The organism is Streptomyces sp. CBMA152 (assembly GCF_014596475.1).
Classification (GTDB): Bacteria; Actinomycetota; Actinomycetes; order Streptomycetales; family Streptomycetaceae; genus Streptomyces.
On the sequence record NZ_MECJ01000002.1, the window covers coordinates 220,359 to 236,220 of the forward strand.

The window sequence follows — 15,862 nt, forward strand, 5'->3', positions numbered from 1 at the left end:
CTCAGAACTCGAACGACTCGTGGTGGACGCGGCGGCCGGGCACACCGGCCTCGCGCAGCGCGCGCCGGGCCGCCTCGGTCATACCGGGCGGGCCGCAGAGGTATACGTCGTGCGCGGCCAGATCCGGTACCAGTGCGCTCAGGGCGTGTGCCGTGAGGGGTGCGTCGCCGTCCGCGAGGTAGTGGACCCGCGCGTGGCGGGCGGCGGCTATGGCGTCGAGTTCGGCGCGCAGGGCGAAGTCCTCGGTGCGGCGCGCCCGGTAGAGGAGTGTCACCTCGCCCGGCAGGGTCTCGAAGAGCGTCCGCAGCGGTGTGATGCCGACGCCGCCGCCGAGGAGCAGCACCTTGCCGGAGGTGCGCCGGTCCGCCGTGAAGCTGCCGTAGGGGCCCTCGGCCCAGACCCGGGTGCCGGGGGCGAGCCGGGCCAGCGCCGCGCTGTGGCCGCCGGCGGCCTTCACGGTGATGCGCAGCCAGCCGGGGTGGGCGGCAGCCGACAGGGAGTACGGGCTCGCCGTCCACCACAGTCCCCGGGCGAGGAACCGCCAGCGCAGGAACTGGCCCGGCTCGGCGCCCAGTTCGGCCAGACGCTCACCCGTGAGGTACACGGAGACGACGCCCGGTGCCTCGGGGTGGACGGCCGCGACCCGCAGCCGGTGGCGCAGACCACGCCGTACGGGACCGGCGAAGCGGTACCACAGGACCAGGGCCGCGACGCCGAGATACAGGGCGTACCAGGCCAACTGTGCCGAGCGGTTGCCCACGAAGTCCGCGCCGTTGGACAGCTGGTGGCCGAAGGCGAGGAAGACCGCGAGATAGGTGGCGAAGTGGAGGTAGTGCCACACCTCGTAACTCATCCTGCGGCGGGCGGCGCGGGCGGAGACCACGCCCGTGGCCACCAGCAGCAGAAAGCCGATGGTGCCCTTGAGGAGGTCCGGGTAGTGCAGGACCAGCGCGGACGTCTGGCTCACCACGGAGGCGTGGGACGTCAGCGAGTAGCCCCAGATGATCAGCAGCACGTGCGCGAGGATCAGCGCGACCGTGCCCCGGCCGACCACCGCGTGCCAGCGGGCCAGCCGGTCGGTGCCGACGCGGTGGTCCAGGGCCGGGACCCGGGCCATCAGCGCCAGCAGGACAGCGCAGGCGTACCCGGCGAGGAGGCCGGTCATGCGCCCCGCGCCCGTCAGCCAGCCCGCCGGGCCCACCACGGAGGTGGTGTCGCTCCACCACAGGGCCAGCACGCCGAGCCCGCCCGCCCCGATGACCAGGGGTGCGAGGAACGGCACGACATCGCGACGTGGCCGCCGATGGCGCAGACCCCCGCTCGTACGAGGGGTGGGCGTGAAGGCGGTGGCCATGAGGACTCCTCCGGAAGGGTTCGCTCCGGTGATGGACGGCCAGCTTCACAGGGCAACCTCTGCGTACTCTCTGAATCGGCCTCCGCTGAGACGATTCAGAGGAAACTCAGAGGCGCCGCACATCTCGCGGCGGGCCGGTCCGGGGGATGCTGGGCACACCATGGAAGAGCGCCCCGCCACCTCCCCGCTGCTGCGCCCGGACGGCGACCCCGTGCGGGTCCTCGTCGTCGACGACGAACCCGACCTCACCGACGTCCTGGCAGGTGTCCTGACCAGCGAGGGCTTCGCCGTCCGCACCGCTGCCGACGGGGCCACCGCGCTGGAGACGGCCCGTGACTTCCGTCCCGACGCGGTCGTCCTGGACTGGATGCTCCCCGACATCGACGGTCTGCGGGTGCTGCGCGAGCTGCGCCGCGAGTCGGCGGGCATGTGCGTGCTGTTCCTCACCGCCCGCGACGCGGTGGAGGACCGCATCACCGGCATCACCGCGGGCGGCGACGACTACGTGACGAAGCCCTTCAGCCTGGAGGAGGTCCTGGCCCGGCTGCGCGGACTGCTGCGGCGGGCCGGGATGAGCCGGGCGCCCGGCCAGAACTGGATCACGGTCGGCGACCTCATGATGGACGAGGAGGCGCGCGAGGTCCGGCGCGCGGACACGGTCATCGAGCTCTCGCGCACCGAGTTCGAGCTGCTGCGGTTCCTCATGCGCAACCCCCGGCGCGTGCTGTCCAAGGACCAGATCCTCGACCGGGTCTGGGCGTACGACTTCGGTGGCCGGGCCCATATCGTCGAGCTGTACATCAGCTATCTGCGCAAGAAGATCGACGTTGGCCGGGTGCCGATGATCCATACGGTCCGGGGCATGGGATACGTCCTGAAGCCGGAGTCGTCGTGAGAGCACTCTCGAGACGGCTCGTGCCCCGCACGCTGCGCTGCCAGCTGACCGCCGGGCTCGTCACGCTGCTCGCGCTGGCGTGCCTCGCCGTCGGCGTCACCACCGTCCTCGCCCTCGAAGGCTTTCTGCGGGGGCGCCTGGACCAGCAGCTCACCTCCTCCGGCGGGCGCTTCGCGGCGAGCCTGGAACACGAGGCCAAGCCCGACGCCGACAACGTCTTCGACACCCGGGGCCAGGCCGAGTCCACCTTCGGCGCCCGGCTCCTCAATGGCGTCGTCACCCAGGCCGCCGTGGTCCACGACGCGGCCGACCATCGTGTCCCGCTCACCCCGGCCGATCGCCACGCCCTCGCGTCCGTACCGGTCGACGGGCACGGGCACGACATCCACCTCGACCGGCTCAGGGCCTACCGTGTCATCGCGGTGCACGGCGACGACCAGGACGTGCTCATCACCGGGCTGCCGCTGCATCCGATCGAGGAGACGCTGCACCGGCTCGAAGCGGTCGAGGCCGTGGTGTTCGGCGTCGCCCTGGTGGCCACCGGAATCGCGGGCGCGCTGTGGGTGCGGCTCTCCCTGCGGCCCCTGCGGCGGGTCACCGTACAGGCGGCCAACGTTGCCCAACTGCCGCTCGCCAGCGGCGAGATCGCGATGCCGGAGCCGCTGGCGGACGCCGATCCGGCCACCGAGGTCGGCACGGTCGGCAACGCGCTCAACCATATGCTCGGCCATATCGAGGACGCCCTGAAACGGCGTCATGCCAGCGAGGAGCGGCTGCGCCACTTCGCCGCGGACGCCAGCCACGAACTGCGCACCCCGCTCGCCAACATCCGCGGTCACGCCGAGCTCGCCCTGCGCCACCAGGGCTCCGTGCCCCCGGCCGTCCATCACGCGCTGGAGCGCATCGACGCCGAGTCGCAGCGTATGACGGGTCTCGTCGACGATCTGCTGCTGCTCGCCCGCCTCGACGCGGGGCGCCCGCTGGAGCGCGAGAGCGTCGATCTGACACTGCTCGTTCTCAACGCGCTCGACGACGCCCGCGCCGCCGGTCCCGGCCACCGCTGGCTGCTTGACCTGCCCGAGGAGCCGGTCACCGTGACGGGCGACGCCCACCGCCTCCAGCAGGCCATCGGCAACCTCCTCGCCAACGCCCGCACCCACACCCCGCCCGGCACCGAGGTGACCGTCGCCCTGTCCACCGAGGGCGCCGGGGCCGTGCTCACCGTGACGGACGACGGGCCGGGCATCCCTCCGGAGCTCCAGCCGGAGGTCTTCGGCCGTTTCGTCCGCGCCGATCACGCCCGCTCACGCAGCACGGGCAGCACCGGCCTCGGCCTCGCCATCGTGCACGCCGTGGTCACCGGCCACCAGGGCACGGTCGACGTCACCAGCCGCCCCGGCCACACCGTCTTCCGCATCACGCTGCCGGGCTGAGCGCCGAGCCGCGGGACCCATCGCGTACGACGCCACGAGTATCGCGCCGCCGAGCACCAGCCATCCCGGGGTTCCCCAGTCCACCAGGAGCGCGGTCAGCAGCAGGGGGCCCAGGGTGCGGGCCACCGTGACGCCCGTACCGAACAGGCCCTGGTACTCGCCGATCCGGTCGGCCGGGGCGAGGCCGAAGCCGAGCTGCCAGGAGCCCGCCGAGTGCAGCATTTCGGCCACCACGAGCAGCACCGACCCGGCCAGGAGCGCCGCGACGGCCACCCAGGTGGAGCTGCCGAACGCCGACAGCGCGAAGACCAGGCAGGTCGCGAACATGACGGCGCCGGACCGGCGTACGGCACGTATCGCCGTCCCAAGTCCCGTGACACTACCGGCCGTTCGTACCTGGAAGAGCATCACGGCGCCAGTGTTGAGGACGAACAGCGCCGAGACGAGCCAGGCCGGCGCGTTCGTACGCTCGGTGATCCACAGCGGCAGCCCCAGGCTGAGCAGCGGCATCCGCAGCAGCAGGACGGTGTTGAGGAGAGCGACCACGACGTACGGCCGGTCGCGCAGCACCATGAGGCGGCCGTCCTTGCCGGTGGGCACCGGTTCCACTGCGGGCAGTCGCCACAGCAGCAGCGCGCACACCAGGAAGCTCGCCGCGTCCATGGCGAAGACCGTGAGATACGCGCCGGTCGTGCCCGCGCGCAGGGCCACACCGCCGAGCGCCGCGCCCACCGCGAGCCCGGCGTTGAGCGTCGCCTGGAGGCGGGCGAGCAGGCCCGTCCGCTCGCCCTCGGGGACGAGCCCGGCGAGCAGCGACTGGCGGGCCGCGGCGAGTCCGGACTGGGCCGTGGCGTAGAGGCAGGCGGCTATGACGAAGGGCAGGAAGGCGCGGACGAACAGGAACGACGCGACCGCCGCGCTCGTCGCCAGGGCCAGCAGCACCGCCGTCCCCCGGGGCCCGCGCCGGTCCGCGAGCCGCCCGAGCGGCACGCCCGCGACGGACCCGATCGCCCAGGCCACGGTGAGCCCGAGCCCGACACGCGCCGGGGAGAGGCCGACGACGTGGGTGAAGTAGAGCGCGGAGGTGACGTAGTAGGCGCCGTCGCCCACGGAGTTGCTGAGCTGGGCGAGCGCGAGGAGGCGTCGCGGGCCCGCGAAAGGCGTCTGCCAGATCTTCATGGACACGACACTATGGCCCCGGTGGCCCTGTTGGGTGGTCCATTGAACATCTTGATCAATGGGCCACTTGAGGCGGTGTCACCTGGCGTTCATGGGGCCTGAACGCGCCATGTGGCGCCGACCGCCTGCGCAGCGGTGGCACCACATGTGCACGTGCGTCCGGAGGGGCTCAGGGATGAGCCGGCCGGCTCAGTAGTGGTGGCGGTCGCCGCGGTCGTTGTCCGACTTGCAGTCGTTCTCGTAGAACGAGCCGCGGTTGGCGCTGCTGCCCATGGCGGTGTGGCACTCGTGGCTCTTGCCGTGGTCACGGCCGTAGCTGTGGTGGCGACCGTAGTCGTTGTCGCGGCCGTAGCTGTTGCTGTGGCGGCCGTTGTCGTTGTCGCGGCCGTAGCTGTCGTTGTGACGGCCGTAGTCGTGGTCGCGGTTGTAGTTGTGGTGGCGACCGTTGTCGTGGTCGCAGTCGTCGTGGGCGAGGGCGGATCCGGCCCCGCCGAGGACCGCGCCGAGGGCCAGGACACTGGCGGCGATCGTGGTACGCAAACGCATGTGTTCTCCTGTGAATCGGAGACGGAACGTGACCTTGTCAGCGATCACCGTTACGGGCAGCGACGAAACCTGGCTTCACCCGACCGCCGAGGGTGTTAACCCGGTTCCCCGATCCCCGGGTGCGGCTTCGCCGTCCGGCGGGTTCGATTGCGGACGGTGGCCCGGAGCGGGGTCGCGGGTTGCAGGAGCAGTCCGGCGTGCGGCCTCGCCTCGGTGCCGGGCAGGTCGAGGTGGCAGCGCTGGGCGAGGGTGGCCAGCACCAGGGCGGCCTCGACCTGGGCGAACCGCGCGCCCAGGCAGGTGCGCTGGCCGCCGCCGAACGGGAACCAGGAGTGGTCGGGCACCGCGTCCGGGGCGTCGGCGCCCCAGCGTTCGGGGCGGAACCTCCCGGGCTCGGGGAACCAGCGCGGGTCCCGGTGGGCGGTCCACTGGCTGCACCACACGATGGTGCCGGCGGGGATACGCGTCCCGCCGAGCGTGGCGCCCTCGCGGGCGACCGCGGGGACGGTCCAGACCGGGGGATAGAGGCGCATCGCCTCCTTGACGATCTGCCGGGTCCAGGCGAGGTCGTCATAGTCGTCGATCGTGGGCGGCCGCCCGCCCAGCACCCGCTCCAGCTCCGCCTCCAGTCGGGCGCGCACCTCGGGCGCCCGGGCGAGCAGATAGAGAGTCCAGGTCAGGGCCGTGGAGGTGGTCTCGTGACCGGCGGCCCAGAGGGTGACCGCCTCGTCGCGCACCTCCTTGGGCGTCAGTGGCCGACCCTCTTCGTCGCGGGCCGCGAGGAGCCGGCTGAGCAGGTCGTCCCGCTCCTCGGCGGCGCCGCCCGCCGCGAGCCGCGCCTCGATGAGGCGGTGCACCTCGGTGTCGATGGTTTCCACGGCCTTCAGTACGCGCCGCCGGGACGGGGTGCGCACCCAGGCGGGCAGGAAGAGGCCGACGCTGCGCAGCTCGTCGCCCACGGCCCGTCCCGCGAAGTCCATCGCCCGGCTCAGGGCCGCTGTCTGCTCGCCGAGGTCGTTGCCGAACAGCGTGCGCACCACCACGCGCTGGGTGATGAGCGCCATTTCCCGGTGGACGTCGATCCGTTCGCCGTCGCGCCACCCGCCAGCCGCCGCGCCCGCGCATTCGACCATGGTGTCGGCGTACGTACGGACCTGGCGCGGCCGGACGGTGGGCTGGACCAGCGAGCGCTTGCGCCGCCAGTCGCCGCCCTTGCTGAGGAGGACGCTGTTGCCGACGACCTGCTGGAGCACCCAGCCGATCGTCAGGATGTCGTAGGTGTCCTCCCGGGCCGCAAGCATCTCCATGATGTGCTCGGGGCGGGAGACGAACAGGCTGCGCCGGGGGCCGAGTGACCAGGTCACGGCGTCCCCGAAGTCGTCGCGCAGCCGCGCGAAGAAGCTCAGCGGGTCCTTCCCGAAGGCGGGGAGATTACCCAGCGCCGGCAGGCCGCGCGGGCCGTGCACGGGGCGCAGTGTGGGCGCTGATACGGGCAAGGGGACTCCCGGGGTGTGCCGGATGCGGTTCACCATAGGGAGGTTCTGCCCGGTGTCGGGGTGCGACAGGCCAGTGGTGCCCGGACGTCACGCGTCCGAGGGCGGCAGCCGCTCCGGTTCGCACGGCGGATGGAGCTCGGGGTGGGCGTCCCACCAGGCCCGGTGGAAGGCGTTGTTGTCGACGTTGGCCAGATAGGCGCAGGCCGCCGCGCGATACAGCAACTCGGCCTGCTGCGGCGGGATCGCCGAGCGGTTCCAGGCGAGGCGGATACGTCCGGACAGCGGGGCGCCGAGCAGTGGCCGCATCACGGTGCCGTCCGCCTCCGGCGCCGTCGGCTGGCTCAGGGCGACCGCGCGGCCCCGGGCGATCAGGGCGTACTGCATCTTGCGATCGGTGATCCGGTGCCGCAGCGCGGGCACGAACCCGGTCCTCGCGCAGGCCTCCACCAGGGCCTCGGGCCCGCCGTCGTCGTCCTCCACCAGGGCCATCCAGGACTCGTCGGCGAGGTCGGCCAGATCGATGAACTCCCTTGTGGCCAGGGGATGTTGGGCCGATATCCGAATGGAGAACGGCTCCTCGGGGATCAGGGTGCGGACCATGGCCCCTTCGGGCAGCGGGACTTCGTGGCCGTTCACCTCGCCGTACACGATGGCGTCGTACCGTCCGGCGCCGAGCATGCGCGCCAGCGCGGTCACCGAGTGCTCCAGCTCCACGGTGATCTCGCGGCCGGACAGGGAGATGTCGGTCTGTTCGAGGAGACCGTCCACCAGGACCAGCAGGATGCAGCCGAGCCGCAGCGGCGCGTCGGCGGCGACGGAACGCGTGCGTGTCCCCAACGCGTCCATCTCGCTGAGCACTCGGCGCGCCCGCGCCAGGACGAACCGGCCGAGCGGAGTGAGCTCCGTTCCGTACCGGCTGCGGACGAAGAGGTCGCCGCCGGTCACCCGCTCGATCCTGCGCAGCTGGGCGGAGAGCGAGGGCTGCGACACCCCCAGGCGGCGGGCCGCGCGGCCCAGACTTCCGGCCTCCGCGATCTGGCAGACAGCCTGTAAGTGCCTCAGCTCCAGCTGCATCTTCCGAACGTACACAGCACGTCTTCAGCAGGCCATAACCCGCGTCCTATGCCCGATTGGTATGTACCTATTTTGCCATGTCCACGTCCATACTCGGCGGCGAAGCACAGGCCCCCCACGATCGGAGTGGACGTTGCGCCCCTTCAGATTGACGGCCGCCGTGGCAGCCCTGGCACTGACCACCAGCCTCACCGGAGCCATAGCCGGTACGGCATCGGCCGCACACCGCTCGCAGTCCGGGTCCGACCAGCGGCCCACCGCTGTCTCCCGCGCCCTCGCCGCCGCCGACCAGGCGGTGCGCAGCGGCCTCGACACCCTGGTCAACTCCCCGCAGGAACAGTACGAGAGACGCATGGTCACCCCCTGGGTGAAGGACCTCTACTCCATCGCGTACGAGCGCAGCTACCGCGGTCTGCCGGTGGTGGGCGGCGACGCGGTGGTCCTTGCGGACGGCGACGGCCGTGTGCGGGCCGTGCGCTCCGCGTCCTCGTCGAGGATCGATGTGGCGACCACCGCGACGGTCGGCGCGAAGTCGGCCGAAACCACCGCACGCGCGAAGCTCGCGAAGGTGGACAAGGTCATCAACAGTCGCCTTGTCGTCCGGCTCGTCGACGACAAGGCGACCCTGGCCTGGGAGACGGTCCTGACCGGCCGTACGAAGACCGCCCCCAGCAAACTGCATGTGTTCGTCGACGCCCGGACCGGCAAGGTCGTCGACACCCACGACGAGGTGGTGGCGGGCACCGACAACAGCAAGTGGAACGGCCCGCCGCCGGTCAGCATCGACACCACCAGCTCCGGCGGCAGCTACTCGCTGCGCGACCCCAATCGGCCGGGCCTGAGCTGCGCGGACTACGACACCGGCGCGGTCCTCACCAAGTCCTCGGACTCCTGGGGCACCGGCAGCCCCACCAGCAAGGAGACCGGCTGCGCGGACCTGATGTTCGCCGCGCAGAAGGAGTGGAACATGCTGGGCGCGTGGCTCGGCCGCAACGGCGTGGACGGCAACGGCCGCAGCTTCCCCGGAAACGTCGGCCTCAGTGACCTCAACGCGTACTGGGACGGCAGCTCCGTCACCATCGGGCACAACAGCGCCAACGAGTGGATCTCCGGCATCGACGTGGTGGCCCATGAGTACGGGCACGCCATCGACAGCAACACCCCCAGCGGCACCAGCGGACAGGAGTCCGGTCTCGGCGAGGCCACCGGGGACATCTTCGGCGCGCTGACCGAGGCGTACGCCAACGAGCCCGCGCCGTACGACACCCCGGACTACACCGTCGGCGAGATGATCAACCTCCAGGGCAACGGGCCGATCCGGAACATGTACAACCCGTCGCTCGTCAACAACGACCCCAACTGCTACAGCTCCTCGATACCCGGCACCGAGGTGCACAAGGCCGCCGGGCCGCTCAACCACTGGTTCTATCTGCTGGCCGAGGGCAGCAGCCCCGGCGGCGGCAAGCCGAACAGCCCCACCTGCGACAACTCCACCGTCACCGGGGTCGGCGTGCAGAACGCCGGGAAGATCTTCTACGGCGGCATGCTGCTCAAGACCAGCGGCATGTCGTACAAGAAGTACCGCTCGGCGACCCTGAGCGCCGCCAAGGCGCTCGACCTCACCACCTGCAACCTCTTCAACCGGACCAAGGCGGCCTGGGACGCGATCAGCGTGCCCGCGCAGAGCGGCGACCCGACCTGTACGCCCAGCGGCCAGAACGACGACTTCTCGATGGCCCTGAACCCGGCGTCCGGCATGCTCCAGCAGGGCGGGTCTCTCACCACGACCGTGTCCACCAGCGTCTCCACCGGCTCCGCCCAGTCGGTGGCCCTCACCGCCTCCGGCCTGCCCTCCGGTGTCACCGCCTCCTTCAACCCGGCCACCGTGCAGTCCGGCCAGTCCTCGGTGCTCACGCTCTCCGCCACCGCCAACGCGGCGCCGGGCAGCTCCACCGTGACGATCAAGGGTCAGGGCACCACGTTCTCGCACACCGTCGACTACGCACTCACCGTCGGCAGCACGCCACCGGGCAACGACCCGCCGAACATCGACGTGGCCAACGTCCAGGCGCACCTGGCGCAGCTCGGAACCATCGCCTCGCAGAACGGCGGCAACCGCCGTGCGGGCAGCGGTGGTTACACCCAGTCGGCGGCGTACATCAAGGGCAAACTGCAGGCCGCCGGATACACCGTCACCGAGCAGAACTGCTCCACCTGCACCTACCCGTCGAACAACCTGATCGCCGACTGGCCCGGCGGGCCCACCGACCAGACGGTGATGTTCGGAGCGCACCTCGACAGCGTCTCGGCGGGCCCCGGCATCAACGACAACGGCTCGGGCTCGGCCACGCTCCTGGAGAACGCGCTGGCCCTCGCACAGCGCAACCCCACCATGACCAAGCATGTGCGCTTCGCGTGGTGGACGGACGAGGAACAGGGCCTCAACGGCTCCAAGTTCTACGTCAACCAGCTCTCCAGCGCCCAGCGCGCGGCCATCAAGGGCTACTACAACTTCGACATGGTCGGCTCGCCCAACGGCGGCTACTTCATCGACAACGTCGGCTCCGCCACGGCCGCACCGCTCAAGGCGTACTGGGCCTCGCTGAACCTCGCCCCCGAGGAGAACGTCGAGGGCCAGGGCCGCAGTGACGACGCCTCCTTCCAGTCGGCCGGCATCCTCACCTCCGGCTACGCGGCCGGAGCCAGCGACACCAAGACGTCGGCGCAGGCGGCCAAGTGGGGCGGCACCGCGAACGCCCCCTACGACTCCTGCTACCACAGCGCCTGCGACACCACGAGCAACATCGGCGCCACGGAGCTGGACCGCAGCGCGGACGGCGTCGCCTACACGATCTGGAAGACGTCCGTGGGCGGTGGCACCCCGGCACAGGACTTCTCGATCGCGACCAACCCGTCCTCCGGCAACGCCAACGCGGGCGGCAGTGTCACGTCCACGGTGAACACCACCACCGTCAGCGGTGCCGCGCAGACGGTCGCACTGTCGGTCTCGGGCGCGCCGAACGGTGTGACCGCGACCCTCAGCCCGACGTCCGTACAGTCGGGCGGCTCCTCGACGCTGACCGTACAGGTCGGCGCCTCCGCCCAGCAGGGCACGTACACCCTGACGGTCACGGGTTCCGGCACCGTCACCCACAGCACCACGTACACGCTGACCGTCGGGGGCGGCGGCACCTGCACGCCGCGCCAGGTGGTCGTCAACGGGGGCTTCGAGAACGGCTCCAGTCCCTGGTCGGCGACCTCGGGTGTGATCACCAACCAGGCCGGGGAGTCGCCGCACAGCGGCTCGTACATGGCATGGCTCAACGGCTGGGGCTCCCCGCACACGGACAGCGTCTCGCAGTCGCTGGCGATCCCGGCAGGGTGCTCCACCTACCGGCTGTCGTTCTACCAGCACATCGACACGGACGAGACCGAGAACGTGGCCTATGACGTCTTCACCGTCTCGGTGGGCGGCAAGACCCTGGCGACCTTCTCCAACCTCGACGCCAACTCCGGCTACGTCCAGAAGTCCTACGACCTCTCGCAGTTCGCCGGACAGACCGTCGTCCTCAAGTTCAACGGAGTGGAGGACCAGGCGCTCCAGACGTCGTACGTGGTGGACGACGTCGCGCTCGATGTGAGCTGAGTCTGTCCGCGCGTGTCCGATGGGTATCCGCTCCGGCTTGCGGGCCGGGGCGGATACCGTGGGTTTTTCTACGGTTTCCGCAGGTGAAATGAGGTGGCGTCACCCATACGGCCCCGGCCGATCGCAGTCCGTCGGGCGCGCGGATACGTTCGAGACCGGACGTTTCGCGGCCGCGTGCCGCATCCCCCTCTCGCCGCCCAAGGAGCACCGTCATGGCCGGTCTCGTACGAAAGAGCTTCGACTCGCCGGAGGAAGTCCGTCCCTTCGAGGACGGCAAGGGGCGCCTTGAGCTGGTGAACGTGGACGCGGGCGCGGTGGGCCGGGCGACGTTCGAGCCGGGCTGGAAGTGGTCCGAGCACGTCAAGCCCATCGCCAAGACCGACAACTGCCTGGCCGCCCACGCGGCCTACGTCGTCTCCGGGCGGATGAAGGTCGTCATGAGCGACGGCCAGGAGGAGGACTTCGGTCCGGGCGACTACATGAACATCGCGCCCGGCCATGACGCGTGGGTGCTCGGCGACGAGCCGTGCGTCGTCGTCGACTGGCAGGGCTTCGCGGACTACGCGAAGGCCTGACAGCCGGGACGGCTTCGGGCTTCGGCCATGTCTGGTGGGTCGGCGTCTAGTGGGTCAGCGGATAGGACCTCCGTCCCGTGGCCTCGTCGATCTCACCGTGTGCCTTCTGCAACAGCTGCGACGCGAGATCCATGAGGACGCGCGCACCCGCGATCTCCTCGCCGACCCGTAGCTGCTCCGGGTCGGAGGGGTGGCGCATGGCGTAGCCGCGCCCCTTCACCTCGGTGCCGTCACCGAGTCTGACCAGGGCCGCCGCGCTGGTGCGGTCGCCCTCCTCGGAGAATTCCAGTTCCACATGCCACCCGACGAGCGTGGTCATGACGGATCACCTCCAGGGCTTGCCCCTTTCCGTCTCTCCAGGGTCCCTCTGCGGGGCCTGCGACGCGAGCCGGTGCCGGGCCGGTCAGGCGGCGGGGAGCTGATCGTAGGTCTTGAAGGTGTAGTACGCGGTGTAGGAGAGATGGTTGGCACCGGAGCCGGCGGGCAGCTTGTCGCGACGGTTGACCAGCTGTCCGAGCGGGCCGCAGTCGGTGGCCTGCGGGGTGGTGAAGGTGTTGTCGTACGCCTCGAACCTGACCAGCGGCGGATTCTTGGACAGCCAGGTGCTGGGCCCGGCCTTGCTGAGGTGCAGGTCCACCGGGTTCTCGTCGGTGCCTATGGTGCACCCCCGGCCGAGGAGCGGTGACACCAGCCGGAACTTCATCCCGAGCGCGCCCTTGTTCGTGGCGGTGCCCAGGAAGTCGGAGTAGCCGCCATACTCGGGCTGTACGGCGAGGCCGAGCACGGGCGACCGCCCCTTCGTCCCACCGAGCAGCCCGCCGGGCACCGGCGTCGGCTCGGCCCGCAGCGACCCGAAGACCTGACCGAAGGTGCCATCGGCCAGCGGCCCCTCCGCGTGCACGAGCGTGATCGGCTTGATGTCGGGCATATCGATCCCGCCGAGCGTGATGTGCCCATAGGTGACGGTCACTTCACACCGCCACGCGGCACGATCGACCCCGGCAGGCAGATCCTGCGGGCAGTCGGAGTAGTCGACGGTCGAGAGGATGTCAGGATCGGAAGCCGGGCCCGCCTCCGCGAAGGCGGGCCCGGTCGCGGCTGCGCCGACGAGGGCAAGGGCGGCGGCGACGGTACCGACTGCGGCAGCGGCGCGGCGAGGGGCGGCCGGGGTGGTGCGGTGAGCGGTGATGTGGCTGGTGCGGTGGGCGGTCGAGATCTTGTTCTCCATGCCCAAGATCCTCACCCGGCATCGCCCCTCACCGTATGGGGGAGCGCCCTGACCCACCCCCGTACGAACCCTGAGACGACGTCAGGGGTGTGGCCCCGACAGGCAGTTATGCCACGGCGACCGATCCGACGGGATGCCCCGCACCGCCCTGACCTGGATGGTTTCCTGAAAGTCAGTATCCGACTAAAAAGTCGGTACTTGTGGGGTATCGGGACCTGCCCGAACCATAGGGGCATGACGAACAATGATCTTGCACCCGTTACCGTTCTCGGCCTCGGCGCGATGGGGCAGGCCCTTGCCGGTGCCTTCCTTGCCGCCGGGCACCCCACCACCATCTGGAACCGTTCCGCCGGCAAGGGAGAGGAACTGGTCGACCGGGGCGCCGTGCGGGCCGCCAGTGCCGAAGAGGCCGTGCTCGCCGGGGAGTTGGTGGTCGTCTCCGTCGTCGACCACGACGCCTCCAAGTCCATTCTCGAACCGCTGACGGACGTCCTGCGTGGGCGCGTTCTCGCCAACCTCACCTCGTATCCGCCGGAGCGGGCCGTGGAGGCCGCCGAGTGGGCGGGGCGGCATGGCATCTCCTATCTCGACGGCGCCGTGATGGTGCCGACCCCGCTGGTCGGCACGCCCGAGGGGCTGATCCTGTACTCCGGCGCGCGCGACGCCTTCGAGTCGTACGAGGGCGCGTTGAAGGCGCTCAGCGGGCAGGCCGCCTACCTCGGCGCGGACCACAAGCTCGCCGCGGTCTACGACCTGGCCATGCTCGACTACTTCTACGGATGCATGGCGGGGATGGTGCACGCCTTCGCGCTGGGGCGCGCATACGGAGTGGGTGCCAAGGACATCGCGCCGTTCTTCCACGGCATCGACTCGATCATGCCGGCCATCACGGACGGCAGCGCCGTCACCATCGACTCGGGGAAGTACGACGGTTCGCAGGCCAACCTGGCCATGATGACCGCGAGCGTCGACCACCTGCTGCACCTGTCGCGCACCCTCGGCCTCGACTCGGGCGTACTCGCGGCCATCAAGTCCGTCGCCGACCGCGCGATCGCCAAGGGGCACGGGGCGGACGACTGGGCGGCCACCATCGAGGCGCTCAAGGTCTGACCCGAGCCGACGTCCGACGTCCTACCGGCATCCGGTTGCGATCAACTGCCGTACACATGGCCCAAGTTCAACACTTGCGCAAAGCTGCAATGATTCGCGATACTCGGCCCTGCTGGTTGGCATGGACGCGATAAATCTCGTGTACGCCGGACACCCCGGCGGACGTGCCCGACCGGCGCTGTCCTCCGGGCCCGGCAGACCGTGGCGGGCTCAACCCCCACTGGAGGTACCGAGATGAAGCAAAGAACGACGTCCGGGCGGCGGCGCGCGGCCACAGCCGCGGCCGGAGCCCTGGCGCTCACGGGCGCCATGCTGGCGACGCAGAGCGCGACCGCGGCTCCCGCGTCGCCCGGCACGGACGGGCTCACCGCCGTCTCGGCGGGCCGGTTGGCGCACCACGTCGAGAGCGCGCTCCTCGGCCGCACGGCGGGCTCGTACTACGACAGAGGGGCCAACAAGCTCGTCGTGAATGTCGTCGACAACGGAGCTGCTGACGCCGTTCGCGACTCGGGAGCCGAGCCCCGTCTCGTCAAGCACTCCATGGCCCAACTGAACGCCGCACGCCAGGAGTTGAAGGCCAAGGCGTCCATCCCCGGGACGGCCTGGTCGATGGATCCCGTCACCAACAAGATCGTCGTCAAGGCGGACCGCACGGTCACCGGCGAACGGCTGGCCAAGCTGTCCAAGGTGGTGCGCGGCCTCGGTGACACGGCCGTACTGAAGACCACGCCCGGACGGTTCCGGCCGCTCATCGCGGGCGGCGACGCGATCTGGGGCAGCAGTGCGCGCTGCTCCCTCGGGTTCAACGTCACCGTCGGCGGTCAGCCGTACTTCCTCACCGCCGGGCACTGCGGCAACGCGGTCTCCAACTGGTCCGACCAGCAGGGTGGTTCGGACATCGGGGTCACCGAGGCCTCGACCTTCCCCGGCCACGACTACGCGCTGGTCCGCTACGTCGCCGACGTCGACCACCCGAGCGCCGTCGACACCTACGACGGCTCCTCGCAGCCGATCAGCGGCGCCGGCTACGCCACCGTGGGGGAGCAGGTGCAGCGCAGCGGCTCCACCACCGGGGTCTACGGCGGCCAGGTCACCGGCCTCAATGCCACTGTGACGTACCAAGAAGGGCAGGTCGACGGCCTGATCGACACCACCGTGTGTGCCGAGCCCGGCGACAGCGGCGGCTCGCTCTTCGACGGCGGTACGGCCCTGGGCCTCACTTCCGGCGGCAGCGGCGACTGCAGCTCGGGCGGCGAGACGTTCTTCCAGCCGGTGCCGGACGCACTGAACGCTTATGGGGCGCAGATCGGCTGATGCGCTAAAAAA

12 protein-coding genes and 1 pseudogene are annotated in these 15,862 nt (G+C 70.6%); 6 read left to right on the plus strand and 7 right to left on the minus strand.

Annotation, left to right across the window (positions count from 1 at the left end):
- Position 1 precedes the first annotated feature (1 nt).
- Entirely contained in the window at positions 2–1,354 is a 1,353-nt protein-coding gene (locus tag BG418_RS01970) for a ferric reductase-like transmembrane domain-containing protein (RefSeq protein ID WP_188271867.1), read from the minus strand.
- 160 nt (positions 1,355–1,514) lie between these two features.
- Here BG418_RS01970 and BG418_RS01975 point away from each other — a divergent pair, with 160 nt between their 5' ends.
- Positions 1,515–2,249 (plus strand): response regulator transcription factor, encoded by a 735-nt coding sequence (locus BG418_RS01975; RefSeq protein ID WP_188271868.1) that lies wholly within the window; start codon positions 1,515–1,517, stop codon positions 2,247–2,249.
- Positions 2,246–3,682, plus strand: coding sequence for a HAMP domain-containing sensor histidine kinase (locus BG418_RS01980; RefSeq protein ID WP_317453463.1), 1,437 nt, complete (start codon positions 2,246–2,248; stop codon positions 3,680–3,682). The genes BG418_RS01975 and BG418_RS01980 overlap by 4 nt, the downstream gene beginning before the upstream one ends.
- Here BG418_RS01980 and BG418_RS01985 read toward each other — a convergent pair.
- From BG418_RS01985 to BG418_RS02000, 4 genes and pseudogenes are all read right to left on the minus strand, one after another.
- Positions 3,650–4,861 (minus strand): annotated as a pseudogene (locus BG418_RS01985) (MFS transporter); the annotation flags it as partial. The gene BG418_RS01980 and the pseudogene BG418_RS01985 overlap by 33 nt on opposite strands.
- Positions 4,862–5,050: 189 nt before the next feature.
- The gene (locus tag BG418_RS01990) at positions 5,051–5,407 is read right to left on the minus strand and encodes a hypothetical protein (protein ID WP_188271870.1); all 357 of its coding nucleotides are present in this window, start codon (positions 5,405–5,407) and stop codon (positions 5,051–5,053) included.
- 95 nt (positions 5,408–5,502) lie between these two features.
- Complete coding sequence (locus tag BG418_RS01995) at positions 5,503–6,873, minus strand: cytochrome P450 (RefSeq protein ID WP_317453464.1); 1,371 nt, start codon at positions 6,871–6,873, stop codon at positions 5,503–5,505.
- Positions 6,874–6,990: 117 nt separating this feature from the next.
- Complete coding sequence (locus BG418_RS02000) at positions 6,991–7,977, minus strand: LysR family transcriptional regulator (RefSeq protein WP_188271872.1); 987 nt, start codon at positions 7,975–7,977, stop codon at positions 6,991–6,993.
- Positions 7,978–8,137: 160 nt separating this feature from the next.
- On the opposite strand from BG418_RS02000, the gene BG418_RS02005 reads away from it, so the two are divergent.
- Positions 8,138–11,623: a M28 family peptidase gene (locus BG418_RS02005; RefSeq protein ID WP_317453465.1), complete on the plus strand. Its 3,486-nt coding sequence runs from the start codon at positions 8,138–8,140 to the stop codon at positions 11,621–11,623.
- Between the two features lie 212 nt (positions 11,624–11,835).
- Complete coding sequence (locus tag BG418_RS02010; RefSeq protein ID WP_188271874.1) at positions 11,836–12,198, plus strand: cupin domain-containing protein; 363 nt, start codon at positions 11,836–11,838, stop codon at positions 12,196–12,198.
- A 46-nt stretch (positions 12,199–12,244) separates the two neighbouring features.
- On the opposite strand, the gene BG418_RS02015 is transcribed toward BG418_RS02010, so the two are convergent.
- Positions 12,245–12,517: a DUF1876 domain-containing protein gene (locus tag BG418_RS02015; RefSeq protein ID WP_188271875.1), complete on the minus strand. Its 273-nt coding sequence runs from the start codon at positions 12,515–12,517 to the stop codon at positions 12,245–12,247.
- A gap of 84 nt (positions 12,518–12,601) precedes the next feature.
- Positions 12,602–13,426 carry a hypothetical protein gene (locus BG418_RS02020; RefSeq protein ID WP_223184209.1) on the minus strand — a complete coding sequence of 275 codons (825 nt, stop codon included), beginning with the start codon at positions 13,424–13,426 and terminating at the stop codon, positions 12,602–12,604.
- A 234-nt stretch (positions 13,427–13,660) separates the two neighbouring features.
- Between BG418_RS02020 and BG418_RS02025 the strand changes: the two genes are divergently transcribed.
- Positions 13,661–14,536 carry an NAD(P)-dependent oxidoreductase gene (locus BG418_RS02025; RefSeq protein ID WP_188271876.1) on the plus strand — a complete coding sequence of 292 codons (876 nt, stop codon included), beginning with the start codon at positions 13,661–13,663 and terminating at the stop codon, positions 14,534–14,536.
- A 234-nt stretch (positions 14,537–14,770) separates the two neighbouring features.
- Positions 14,771–15,850 carry a S1 family peptidase gene (locus BG418_RS02030; RefSeq protein ID WP_188271877.1) on the plus strand — a complete coding sequence of 360 codons (1,080 nt, stop codon included), beginning with the start codon at positions 14,771–14,773 and terminating at the stop codon, positions 15,848–15,850.
- Positions 15,851–15,862 lie beyond the last annotated feature (12 nt).

Excerpts from the sequence above, each read along its gene's own strand:
- BG418_RS02020 (WP_223184209.1), bottom strand. The coding sequence starts at position 13,426 with ATGGAGAACAAGATCTCGACCGCCCACCGCACCAGCCACATCACCGCT.
- BG418_RS02030 (WP_188271877.1), top strand. The coding sequence starts at position 14,771 with ATGAAGCAAAGAACGACGTCCGGGCGGCGGCGCGCGGCCACAGCCGCG.
- BG418_RS02025 (WP_188271876.1), top strand. The coding sequence starts at position 13,661 with ATGACGAACAATGATCTTGCACCCGTTACCGTTCTCGGCCTCGGCGCG.
- BG418_RS02010 (WP_188271874.1), top strand. The coding sequence starts at position 11,836 with ATGGCCGGTCTCGTACGAAAGAGCTTCGACTCGCCGGAGGAAGTCCGT.
- BG418_RS02015 (WP_188271875.1), bottom strand. The coding sequence starts at position 12,517 with ATGACCACGCTCGTCGGGTGGCATGTGGAACTGGAATTCTCCGAGGAG.
- BG418_RS01975 (WP_188271868.1), top strand. The coding sequence starts at position 1,515 with ATGGAAGAGCGCCCCGCCACCTCCCCGCTGCTGCGCCCGGACGGCGAC.
- BG418_RS02000 (WP_188271872.1), bottom strand. The coding sequence starts at position 7,977 with ATGCAGCTGGAGCTGAGGCACTTACAGGCTGTCTGCCAGATCGCGGAG.
- BG418_RS01970 (WP_188271867.1), bottom strand. The coding sequence starts at position 1,354 with ATGGCCACCGCCTTCACGCCCACCCCTCGTACGAGCGGGGGTCTGCGC.
- BG418_RS01990 (WP_188271870.1), bottom strand. The coding sequence starts at position 5,407 with ATGCGTTTGCGTACCACGATCGCCGCCAGTGTCCTGGCCCTCGGCGCG.